At 74.7% G+C, this 12,801-nt stretch carries 1 protein-coding gene (running past one end of the window); it reads right to left on the bottom strand.

What is annotated here, in order from left to right; all coding sequences use genetic code 11:
• Nucleotides 1–12,801, bottom strand: partial view of a type I polyketide synthase gene (locus tag Ssi02_RS38965; RefSeq protein WP_239130042.1) — the start only. It extends 16,443 nt beyond the left edge of the window; the window shows 12,801 of its 29,244 coding nt (coding positions 1–12,801); its start codon is at nucleotides 12,799–12,801; its stop codon lies beyond the left edge, outside the window.

Genomic DNA, 12,801 nt, shown 5'->3' with positions numbered 1-12,801 from the left:
GACGTCGTCGTGGCGGCGGCGGCGCCAGCCGGCGAGGGCGGGGAGCAGGGGGGCCAGGGAGGTGTGGTCCACCTCCAGGTGGGCGGCAAGGGTTTCGGCGTCCTCACGTTCGACGGCGTTCCAGAACTCGCCGTCGGCCGGGTCGGTGTGGCCGGTGGGGCGGGGGGCGGGGATCGCCCACAGGTGTTCGCGCTGGAAGGCATAGGTGGGCAGGGGCACACGCCGGGCGCCGGTGCCGGTGAAGGTGTGCCGCCAGTCGACCGGCGCGCCGAGGACGAACGCCTCGGCGAGGGACATCGTGAGCCTCTCGGCGCCGCCCAGGTCGCGGCGCAGGGTGCCCACGGCGAACGCCTGCTCCCCGGCGTGCTCCGCGGTCGCCTGCACGGCCATGGTGAGCACGGGATGGGAGCTGACCTCGACGAACATGCGATGGCCCGCGGTCAGCAGGTCGCCGATGGCCGGGGCGAAGCGTACGGGCTCTCGCAGGTTGCGATACCAGTAGGCGGCGTCCATGGTGGTGGTGTCGAGCCAGTCGCCGGTCACCGTCGAGTAGAACGGCACGGAGGCGGCCACCGGGCGCACGGGGGCGAGGGCGGTGAGCAGGTCCGCTTCGAGGAGTTCCACCTGCGGGGAGTGGGAGGCGTAGTCGACCGGGATGCGTTTGGCGCGGACGCCGTCTGCGGCCAGGCTCTCGACGAGCGCGTCGAGCCGGTCGGGCGGGCCTGCGACGACGACGGCGTTCGGCCCGTTGACGGCGGCCACGGTGAGGCCGGCGTCGAGGTGCCGTTCCAGGCCGGCCGGCGACAGCGGCACAGACACCAGGCCGCCCGCGCCCGCCAGCACCCGGCCGATGGCCTGGCTGCGCAGGGCCACGACACGGGCGGCGTCGTCGAGGGACAACGCGCCCGCCACGCACGCGGCGGCGATCTCGCCCTGGGAGTGGCCGACGACGGCGTCGGGGCGCACGCCGTACGACTGCCACAGGTGGGCGAGGGAGACCATCACGGCGAACGACGCGGGCTGCACGACGTCGACCCGGTCCAGGGTGGGGGCCCCCTCGGCCCTTCTGAGGACGTCGATCAGGGACCAGTCGGTGTAGGCGGACAGGGCGGCGGCGCACTCGTGCATGCGCTCGGCGAAGAGGGGTGACTCGTCCAGCAGCGCGGCGCCCATTCCCTCCCACTGGGAGCCCTGGCCTGGGAAGACGAACACGACCGTGCCGCCGGCGACGGCGGTGCCGAGGGCCAGGTTCGGCGGGGTCTCGCCCCCCGCGAGGGCCGTCAGGGCGGCCGGCAGGGTTTCTGGCGTGCCGAGGACGACGGCACGGTGGTCGAGCAGAGCCCGGGTGGTGATGAGCGAGTGGCCGACATCGACGGCTACGGCGACGGCGTCCTCATCGGCAGGGATCGCTACAGCGGCAGCGGCTTCGGGAGCGGTGGGATCGGCGGCGGTACTGGTTGCCACAAGCGTGGCGGGATCGGCGGCGGTACAGGTTGCGGCATCCACAAGCGTGGCGGGATCGGCGGCGGCGCCGAATCGGTCGAGGCGTCCGGCCTGGCCGACTCGGTCGAGGTGCTCGGCGAGCCGGGCGGCCTGGGCGCGGAGGGCGGCGGGGGTGCGGGCGGACAACACCCAGGGGACGACGCCTCCGGCAGGTGCGGAGCGAGCGGGTTCACCTGCGGCCACGTCTGTCCCGGCAAGCCCGGACGCGGGCCTCGCCGGCGTGCCCATGGTGACGGCCCCGTTGGGGGGCGGGGCCTCTTCGAGGATGGCGTGGGCGTTGGTGCCGCTGATGCCGAAGGAGGAGACCGCGCACCGGCGAGGCTGTTCGCCGCGTGGCCAGGCGGCAGGGGTGTGGAGGAGGGAAAGTGTGCCGGGTGTCCAGTCGACGTGGGTGGACGGGTCACCGGCGTGGAGCGTGGCGGGGAGGGTGCCGTGGCGGAGGGCCAGCACCATCTTGATGACCCCCGCCACACCGGCCGCCGACTGGGTGTGGCCGATGTTGGACTTCACCGAGCCGAGGAGGAGGGGGCGGCCGGGTTGGCGGGCTTCGCCGTACACCGCCTGGAGAGCCTGGGCCTCGATGGGGTCGCCGAGGGCGGTGCCGGTGCCGTGGGCCTCGACGGCCTGGACGTCGGCGGGGGTGAGGCGGGCGTTGGCGAGGGCCTGGCGGATGACGCGCTGCTGGGAGGGTCCGTTGGGGGCGGTGAGGCCGTTGGACGCGCCGTCCTGGTTGACGGCGGAGCCGCTGATCACGGCGAGGACCTCGTGGCCTTCGCGCAGGGCGTCGGAGAGCCGGGCGAGGACGAGCACGCCGACGCCCTCGGCGAGAGTCATGCCGTCGGCGTCGGCGGAGAACGCCTTGCACCGGCCGTCCAGGGCGAGCGCCCGCTGCCGGCTGAACGCGATGAAAGGCGCCGGGTTGGTCATGACGGTCGCGCCGCCGGCGAGGGCGAGTGAGCTTTCGCCGTCGCGGAGCGACTGGCAGGCCAGGTGGAGCGCGACCAGGGACGACGAGCAGGCGGTGTCGACGGTGACGGCCGGCCCGACCAGGCCGAAGACGTAGGCGAGCCGGCCCGACAACACGCTCGGGCTGGTGCCGGTCACGGCGTGTCCGGCGGACGGGTCGTCCATGCCGATGCCGTACTCCTGGTAGGTGGAGCCGATGAACGTGCCGGTGCTGCTGCCGTGGATCGAGCTCGGATCGATCCCGGCCGACTCCAGCGCCTCCCACGTGGTCTCCAGCAGCAGCCGCTGCTGCGGGTCCATCGACAGGGCCTCACGCGGCGAGATGCCGAAGAAACCGGCGTCGAACTCGCCCGCGTCGTGCAGGAAACCGCCCTGCGTGGAGTAGGTGCGGCCCGGCGCGTCCGGGTCGGCGTCGTAGAGTGCCGCCGCGTCCCAGCCTCGGTCGGCGGGGAAGTCGGAGACGGCGTCGCCGCCGCGCGAGAGCAGCTCCCAGAACTGCTCGGGCGTGCGGACACCGCCGGGGAAGCGGCAGCCCATGCCGATGACGGCGATCGGCTCGTCGTGCCGTCCCGAGGAGGTGACCGGCGCGGCGACCGCGGCGGTGCCGAGCAGGCCGCCGAGGAGGAACTCCGCGAGGGCGACGGGGGTGGGGTGGTCGAACACCAGGGTGCCCGGCAGGGCGAGCCCCGTGAGGGTGGCGAGGCGCCGACGCAGTTCCACGGCGGTCAGCGAGTCGAACCCGGCCTCCCGGAACGCCCGTTTCTCCTGCACACCCTCCGGCGACGGGTGGCCCAGCACGGCGGCGGCCTCGCGGCGCACCACGTCGATGAGGAGGCGGAGGCGCTCCTTGCCGCTCAGTCCCGTGAGCCTCCGGGCGAGGTCGCTCTCGGCGGCCGGTCCCGTGCTTTCCGCCTGCCGCGCCTCAGGCAGCTCGTCGAACAGGACACTCGACCTCGACGCGGTGAAAATCGGCAGGTAGCGCTCCCAGTCGACGTCGGCGACCGCCACCGCCGCGTCCCGGCGCATCACGGCGTGGCCCACCTCGGTGAGGGCGGTGCCGGCGTCGAGGAAACGCAGCCCTTGGCGGCGCAGGCTCTCCGCGACGGCGTCGTGCGTGGCCATGCCGGCCTCCGCCCACGGGCCCCACGCGATCGACGTCGCGGTGAGGCCGGCGGCGCGGCGGTGTTCCGCGAGGGCGTCGAGATAGGCGTTGGCGGCTGCGTAGGCACTCTGCCCGGCGCTCCCCCACACGCCCGCGACCGACGAGAACAGCAGGAAGAAGTCCAGGTCGCGGTCGCCGAGCAGGTCGTGGAGGTGGGCTGCGCCGTACATCTTGGCCGCCGCCACGTCGGCCACGGCCTCGGGGGGTGTCTCGGCGAGCGGCGCCGCCTGCGCGACACCCGCCGCGTGCACGACGCCGCGCAGCGGCACGTCGTCCGGCACCGCCGCCAGCAGCGCGGCCACGGCGTCCCGGTCGGCGACGTCGCAGGCGGCTATGGTGACGCGGCTGCCGAGTCCGGCGAGCTCGGCGGTCAGCTCGGCGGCGCCTGGCGCCTGATTTCCGCGGCGGCTTGTCAGGATCAGGTGCTCGGCCCCGCAGCGGGCCAGCATGCGCGCCACCTCGGCCCCCAGCGCTCCCGTGCCGCCGGTCACGAGCACGGTGCCGGAGGTGGTGAAGGCCGGCGGCTCGCCGGGGGTGGCGTGGCGCACGAGGCGTCTGCCGTACACCCCTCCCCGGCGCAGGGCGAGCTGGTCCTCACCGGCCCGGGTCGCCAGGATGCTCGCCAGGTGCGCGGCCGAGGTCGCGTCGAGTGTGGGCGGGAGGTCGACCAGGCCGTGCCGTACGCCGGGGCGTTCGAGGGCGGCCACACGCCCGAGGCCCCAGGTGGCGGCACGCACCGGATCGGTGAGCGGGTCGTGCCGGTCGATCGCGACCGCTCCGCGGGTCACCGTCCAGCAGGGGATCTCCCAGCCGAGGTCGCCGATGGCGTGGGCGAAGGCCACGCCGAGCGCGAAGCCCAGGGGCAGGCGCGTCGCCGCGTCCCCGGTGCCCGCGCAGCCGTGGTCGGCGAGCGCCAGCAGGGAGATCACGCCCGTGGCCTCCTCGTTGTGCTCCGCGAGGCGCGCGGCGAACTCGGCGCGGTCGAGGCAGGTCTCGTCCGCCGTCACGGTGAGGAGGTGCATGTGTTCGCGCAGCTCGTCCAGGATCTCGCCGGCGGCGCCGCCCGGCGGGGTGACCACGAGCCAGGTCCCGTCGGGGGTGCGCGGCTCGGCCTGCCGGACCGGTTTCCACGTCACGCGGTAGCGGGCCGAGTCGAGCAGCGTCCTCTGCCGCCGCCTCGTGCGCCAGCCCGACAGGGCGGGCAGGAGGGCGGCGAGCCCGGCGTGATGCTCGTCGGGGAGGCCGAGCAGCGCGGCCAGCCCTTCGGTGTCGGTGCGCTGGACGGCGTTCCACAACTCGGCGTCGCCCGGGTCGGCGGAGGCCGCGGCCCTGCCGGTGAGGGTGGCGTCTGGCCAGTAGCGTTCGTGCTGGAAGGCATAGGTGGGCAGGTCGACGTGGCGACCGGCCTCGCGAGGCGAAAGGGCGGGCCAGCGTACGGCGAGGCCACGCACGTGGAGGCGTGCCGCTGCCGTGAGGACGGCCGGGATCTCGGGGCGGCCGTCTCTCATCAGCGGAACGGCGTCCACCTCATCGCCAAGGGCCTCCTGCGTGAGCGCGGACAACACCCCGCCCGGCCCCAGCTCCAGGAACGTGCCCGCGCCCGCCTCCCGGCAGGCGTGGAGAGCATCGCGGAACCGGACCTCGCGCCGGGCCTGCTCCACCCAGTAGTCGGGGGAACACAGCTCGTCCGGTGCCGCGGGGCGGCCGGTCACCGTGGAGACGATCGTGACGTCGGCGGGTGTGAAGGTCAGCCCGGCGACGACCTGACGGAAGTCCGCCAGCATCGGGTCCATGAGCGGCGAGTGGAAGGCGTGCGAGACCTTGAGCTGCTTGACCTTGCGCCCGAGCGCCCGGAAGTGCGCGGCGACCCGCTCGACGGCGGCGGCGTCACCCGAGACCACGGCCGAAGCCGGCCCGTTGACCGCCGCGAGGGCCACGACAGGCGCACCATGCCCGGTCTGCTCGGCCAGGACGGCGGCCACCTCCTCCTCGCCGGCCTGGATCGAGGCCATGGCCCCACCCGGGGGGAGGGCCTGCATGAGGTTGGCTCGGGCGGTGATGAGGGTCGCGGCGTCGTTCAGGGAAAGGACGCCCGCGAGATGCGCTGCGGCGACCTCTCCGATGGAGTGGCCGGCGAGGAGGTCGGGGCGGGTGCCGCACCACGACTCGACGAGCCGGAACAGCGCCACTTCCAGGGCGAACAGTGCCGGCTGGGCGTAGCGGGTCTGGCCGAGCAGCTCGGCGTCAGGGGTGCCCTCGGCGGCGAACATCACCTGCCGCAGGGGGACGTCGAGGCCGGTGTCGAGGAGTCGGGCCGCCTCGTCCAGCGCCTGGGCGAACACCGGGAAGCGCCCGTAGAGGTCTCGTCCCATGCCGGGGCGCTGGGCGCCTTGGCCGGGGAAGAGGAAGGCCAGTTTGCCGGCTGTGCCGTACTCGCCCTCGGTGAGCGCCGGGTCGGACACGCCGTTCGCCAGGGCGGACAGGGCGCGGCGCAGGTCGTCGCGGTCGCCCACGGCGACGGCGCGCCGCTCGAAGCTCGACCGGCTGCCGGCGAGGGCCAGGCCGACGTCTACAAGGTCCGGCTCAGGGCTCACGTCGGTGAAGGCGAGCAGGCGGGCGGCCTGGTCGCGCAGGGCCGCACCGGTCCTGGCAGAGATCGGCCAGGCGACGACGTCTCCCGCAGTTGCCGAGCCCGGCACCTCCCCTGCCGGAACACCCTGTTCGAGGATCACGTGGGCGTTAGTGCCGCTGATGCCGAAGGACGACACCCCGCAACGCCGGGGCCGCCCATCGAAAACGGGCCAGGCGGTGTCGCGCGTGGCCAGCTCCACCGCCCCGGCCTCCCAGTCGACATGCGACGAGGGTTGTCCGGCGTGCAAGGTGCGGGGTACGACACCGTGCCGCATGGCCATCACCATCTTGATGACCCCGGCGACACCGGCGGCGGCCTGCGTGTGACCGAGGTTCGACTTGACCGACCCCAGCAGCAGCGGCCGCTCACGATCCTGGCCGTAGGTCGCGAGCAGCGCCTGAGCCTCGATCGGGTCGCCCAGCCGTGTCCCCGTGCCGTGGCCTTCGACGACATCGACGTCGGCGGGGGTCAGCCCGGCCGAGGCCAGCGCTTGACCGATGACGCGCTGCTGGGAGGGTCCGTTGGGGGCGGTGAGCCCGTTGGAGGCGCCGTCCTGGTTGACGGCGCTGCCCCGCACGACCGCCAGCACGGGATGGCCGAGCCGCCGCGCGTCCGACAGGCGGGACAGGACGAGCATCCCGACGCCCTCGGACCAGCCGACGCCGTCGGCGGAGTCGGAATAGGCCTTGCACCTGCCGTCGGGAGCCAGGCCCCGCTGCCGGGAGAACTCGATGAGCGAGGTCGGTGTCGACATGACCGTGACACCGCCGGCGAGGGCAAGTGTGCACTCCCCCGCCCGCAGCGCCTGCATCGCCCAGTGCATCGCGACCAGCGACGACGAGCACGCCGTGTCGACGGTGACGGCCGGTCCGGTGAGGCCGAGCGCGTAGGCGACGCGGCCCGAGGCGATGCTGGGCGAGGTGCCGCTCCCCTGATATCCCTCGAACCTGCCGTCCGACAGCAGCGCCGCGTAGTCGTTGTACATGACCCCGGCGAAGACCCCCGTCCTGCTGCCGCGCAGCGTCACCGGATCGATTCCGGCGCGTTCGAGCGCCTCCCAGGAGGTCTCCAGCAGGAGCCGCTGCTGGGCGTCGGTCGCGAGCGCCTCACGCGGGCTCATGCCGAAGAAGCCCGGGTCGAACTCCGCCGCGTCGTGGAGGAAGCCGCCGGACCGCGTGTAGGTGGTGCCGAGGTGGTCGGGGTCGGGATCGTAGAGCGTGTCGAGGTCCCAGCCGCGGTCGGCGGGAAGCCCGGAGACCGCATCGACGCCGCCGGCGACGAGCCGCCACAGGTCGTCGGGCGAGGCAACGCCGCCGGGATAGCGGCAGCTCATCCCGATGATCACGATGGGGTCGCCGTCGGCGGCCCGCGCGCTGGCCTCGGGGGCGGCGGGTCGCGCTCCCATGAGCTCGCCGAGCAGGTGGTCCGCGAGCGCGGCGACCGTCGGGTGGTCGAAGACGGCGGTCGCCGGGAGGCGCAGCCCGGTCGCGGCACGCAGCCGGTTGCGCAGCTCGACGGCGGTCAGGGAGTCGAAGCCGAGATCCTGGAAGGGGCGGTTCGGGTCGACGTCGGCGGTGCGGGAGTGCCGCAGCACCCCCGCCACCTGGCCGCGGACCAGGTCCAAGACGACACGGAGGCGTTCCTCCCCGGATAGGGGCGCCAGGTTGCGTGCCAGTCCCGCGGCCTCGGGGCCGGCTTGTGCCGTACGGCGGACCGGGCCTTTGACGAGGCCGCGAAGCAGGGGCGGCACCTCGCCGAGGGCGCGCAGCACCGGCAGGTCGAGCCGGACCGGCAGCAAGGCCGCCGTGTCCGCGGCGAGCGCGGCGTCGAACAACGCGAGGCCGTCCCGCTCGGACAGCGCGGGCATGCCCATGCGGGCCAGGCGGTCGAGGTCGTCCCGGGTGAGCCCGCCCGTCATGCCTGCCGTCGCCCACGCGCCCCACCCGAGCGAGAGCGCGGGCAGGCCCGCCGCGCGGCGCATGTGGGCGAAGGCGTCGGCGAAGGCGTTCGCGGCGGCGTAGTTGCCCTGGCCGGGGGCTCCCGCCGTGCCCGACAGGGAGGAGAAGACGACGAAGGCGGCGAGGTCCAGGCCACAGGTGGCCAGGTGGAGGTTCCACAGCGTGTCGGCCTTCGCACGCAGCACCGCGGCCACCCGCTCGGGCGTCAGCGACTCGATCACGCCGTCGTCGAGCACACCCGCGGCGTGCACGACCGCCGCCACCGGGTGCCCGGCGACCAGCCGCTCGACAGCCGCGAGGTCGGCGACGTCGCACGCCTCCACCGCCACCTCGGCCCCTGCCGCCCGCAGCTCTCCGGCGAGCGCGGCGGAGCCCTCCGCCGCCGGGCCGCGCCGGCTCACCAGCAGCAGGCGCCGCACACCGCACGCGGCGACCAGGTGCCGGGCCACGAGCGCGCCCAGCCCGCCGGTCCCGCCGGCGACGAGTACGGTGCCCTCAGCCGGCCAGGTGACGCCCCGGTGAGCCGGCCGCGCCGCCCGGGCGAGACGCGCGACGAGCGCCGCGCCGTCCCGCACCGCCACTTGCGGCTCCCCCGCGAACACCTGAGCAGGCACGGCACCCGGCCGCCCCGGGTCGAGATCCAGCAGAACGAACCGCCCCGGGTGCTCCGCCTGAGCCGAACGCACCAAGCCCCACACCGCTGCCGCCGCCGGGTCGGCGACGCCCTCACCTTCGGCCGCCGCGACCGCCCCTCGCGTGACGAACACCAGGCGCGCCCCCTCGGGCGGCTCGTGACCGAGCCACTCCTGCGACAGGCGCAGCGCCTCCGCCGTCAGCCGGTGGGCGTCGGGCACCACGTCCCCGCCGCCGGTGATAGGCACCAGGACGATCTCCCCAGCGGACGGCGCCGGCAACTCCGTCACCGTGCGTACGGCGAAGCCCGCGGCGGCCAACTCCCCGGCCACGGGGTCCTCTCCCAGCACCGCCACCGGACACGGCTCGACGTTCCCGCTCCCGGCCTGCCTCGGCCAGCGCAGCTCGAAGAGCGCGTCACGCGCCACCGGGGCGGTGCCGTACGGCGCGGCCCGCAGCACCAGCGAACCGGCCGACACCACCGGCCCGCCCCGCGCGTCGGCGGCGGCCACGGACACGGAGTCGTCGCCGAGCCGGCTCAGCCGTACCCGCAGCTCGGTGGCGCCCGTGGCGTGCAGGGCCGCGTCCTGCCAGGCGAAGGGCAGCCCGCCGACCTCCAGGAACGCGGCGGCGTGCAGCGCCGCGTCGAGCAGCGCCGGGTGGATGCCGAACGCGCCCGGCTCCCCCGGCAGGGCCACCTCCGCCCATACCTCGTCCCCGCGCCGCCAGGCGGCGCGCAACCCGCGGAACCCCGGCCCGTAGCCGAATCCCGCGTCCTCCAGCCGCGCGTACAACCCGTCGACGTCGAGGGCCTGCGCTCCGGACGGCGGCCACTCCTCGTCGAACTCCGGCGCCGGCTCCCCCGCCGCCAGCACACCGGTCGCGTGCCGGATCCACGCGTGTTCCTCGGCGCCCTCGGGCCGGGAGTGAATGCCGAGGGCGCGGCGGCCCGCCTCGTCGGGGCCGCCCACCCACACCTGCACCTGCACGCCGCCCCGCTCGGGCAGCACCAGCGGGGCCGCCAGCGTGAGCTCCTCGACCAGGCCGCACCCGACTTCGTCGCCCGCGCGCACCGCCAGCTCAAGGAACGCCGCCCCAGGCAGCAGCACCTGGCCGTTCACGGCGTGCTCGGCGAGCCACGGGTGGCTCGACAACGACAACCGCCCCGCCAGCAGCGCCCCGCCGGCGTCCGCGAGCGACACCGCCGCCGCCAGCAGCGGATGCCGCGCCGCCCCCAGCCCCGCCGCCCGCACGTCCCCGGCGCCCGACAGCGCGCTCCTCGGCCAGAACCGGCGGCGCTGGAACGGATAGGTCGGCAGGTCGACATGGCGTGCGCCGGTCCCGGCGAAGTATTCGTGCCAGTGGACGGGGACCCCGTGCAGGTGCAGCCCCGCCACCGCCTCCGTCAGCGCCTCGACCTCACCTGCACCCGGCCGGAGTACGGCGAAGGCCGGCTCGTCGAGCCGCTCCTGGACCAGTGCGCAGAGCACCCCGCCCGGCCCCAGCTCCAGGAAGCTCGTCACCCCCTGGCCGAGCGACCGGTCGACGGCGTCGGCGAACCGCACGGCGTGCCGGACCTGATCCACCCAGTGGCCGGGAGACGTGAGCTGCTCGGCGGAGGCGAGCGTGCCGGTCAACGTCGAGACGACGGGGATCTCCTGCGGGCGCGGCGAGAGCCCCGCCACCGCCGCGCCGAACTCCGCGAGCATCGGATCCATCAGCGGCGAGTGGAAGGCGTGCGACACCCGCAGCCGCTGCGTCTTGCGGCCGAGTCCTTCGAAGTGCGCCCGCACCCGCTCGACGGCGGCCTCCGCACCGGAGATCACCACGGATTCCGGCCCGTTGACCGCCGCCACCGACACCCCGTCGGTCTCGGGCACCTCGTGCTCGGCGGCGTGCAGGGCGGCCATGGCCCCGCCCGGCGGAAGGGCCTGCATGAGCCGCGCCCGCGCCGTCACGAGGGCGGCGGCGTCGGCGAGGTCGAACACCCCCGCGGCGTGGGCGGCGGCGATCTCACCGACGGAGTGCCCCACGAGGACAGTGGGTTTGATGCCCCACGAGGTGATCAGCCGGAAAAGCGCTACTTCGAGGGCGAACAAGGCGGGCTGAGCGTATCCGGTCTGGTGGAGCAGCTCCCCCTCGGCCGTGCCCTCGTCCGCCCACATCACCTCGCGCAACGGCAGGTCGAGCCCCGCGTCGAGGTGCCCGGCGACCTCGTCGAACGCCGCCGCGAACACCGGAAACCGCGCGTAGAGTTCCTTCCCCGCCAGCAGCCGCTGCGCGCCCTGCCCGGAGAACAGGAACGCGACCTTCGCCCCCCGCCCCCGGCGGACACCGCCTTCCCCGGCCACCCGCGCGAGCCACTCGCCTGCCTCCCCGGCGGGCGCCGCGACCGCCGCGCGGCAGTCGAGGTGCGCCCTGGTGGTGGCGAGGGAGAAGGCGACGTCCGACGGCTCCACCTCCGGGTGTTCCCGCAGGAACGCCGAGATCCGCGCCGCCTGCGCCCGCAGCGCCCCGTCCGACCGCGCCGACAACAACCACGGCACGACCCCGGTGCCACCCCCTGATGTTCCTTCCCCCGGCTCGTCAGGGAGCGGGGGCGCCTCTTCGAGGATGGTGTGGGCGTTGGTGCCACTGAGGCCGAAGGAGGAGACGCCGGCACGGCGGGGTTCGCCGGGGAGCCGGGAGGGCCAGGGCACGGGTTCGGTGAGGAGGTGTACGGCTCCCGCCGTCCAGTCGACGTGGGTGGTGGGGGTGTCGACGTGGAGGGTCCGCGGCAGGAGGTCGTGCCGCAGGGCGAGGATCATCTTGATGACGCCCGCGATCCCGGCGGCGGCCTGGGTGTGGCCGAGGTTGGACTTGACCGACCCGAGCCACAGCGGGCGGGTGCGGTCCCTGCCGTAGGTCGCGAGGAGCGCCTGCGCCTCGACGGGGTCGCCGAGGGTGGTGCCGGTGCCATGGGCCTCGACGGCGTCGATCTGGGCGGGGGTGAGGCGGGCGTTGAGGAGGGCCTGTTCGATGACGCGCCGCTGGGAGGGCCCGTTGGGGGCGGTGAGTCCGTTGGAGGCGCCGTCCTGGTTGACGGCGGAGCCGCGGATGACGGCGTGGACGTGGTGGCCGAGGCGGCGGGCGTCGCTGAGCCGTTCGAGCACGAGAACGCCGACGCCCTCACCCCAACCGGTGCCGTCGGCGGCGTCGGCGAAGGAGCGGCACCTGCCGTCGTTCGCGAGCCCACCCTGGCGGGCGAACTCCACAAAAGTGGTGGGGCTGGACATGACGGTGACCCCGGCGGCGAGCGCCCGGGTGCATTCGCCGGCCCGGAGCGACTGGGCGGCGAGGTGGAGCGCCACGAGGGAGGAAGAGCACGCCGTGTCGACGGTCACGGCGGGCCCGACGGTGCCGAAGCAGTAGGCCAGCCGCCCGGAGACCACGCTGGTCGCGTTGCCCGTCAGGACGAACCCGTCGGCGTCGTCGTCGGGCCCGACCCGATATTCCTGCGGCATCGCGCCGACGAAGATCCCGGTCCTGGTGCCCCGCACCGACGCCGGGTCGACACCGGCGCGTTCGAGGGCCTCCCACGCCGTCTCCAGCAGCACCCGCTGCTGCGGGTCCATCGACAACGCCTCACGCGGCGAGATCCCGAAGAAGTCCGCGTCGAACTCCGCCGCTCCCCGCAGAAAACCGCCGTGGACCTCGGCCGGTCCGTCCTCGCCGGGCAACTCCCATCCCCGCTCGGCGGGCTGGGCGGTGATGCCGTCCCGCCCTTCGGCCAGCATGTCCCACAGGTCCTCGGGGCTCTCCACACCTCCGGGGAAACGGCACCCCACCCCCACGACGGCGATCGGCTCGTCGAGCACCGCCTCCAGTTCGCGTACGCGCTGCTTTGAGCGTTGCAGGTCGGCGCTCGCCCGTTTGAGGTAATCGCGGAGCTTCTGCTCGTTGCCCAT

Origin of the sequence: Sinosporangium siamense, assembly GCF_016863435.1 — a bacterium.
GTDB lineage: Bacteria > Actinomycetota > Actinomycetes > Streptosporangiales > Streptosporangiaceae > Sinosporangium > Sinosporangium siamense.
Note: the sequence above shows the minus strand (reverse complement) of the source record. Positions and strands in the feature narration are given on the sequence as shown.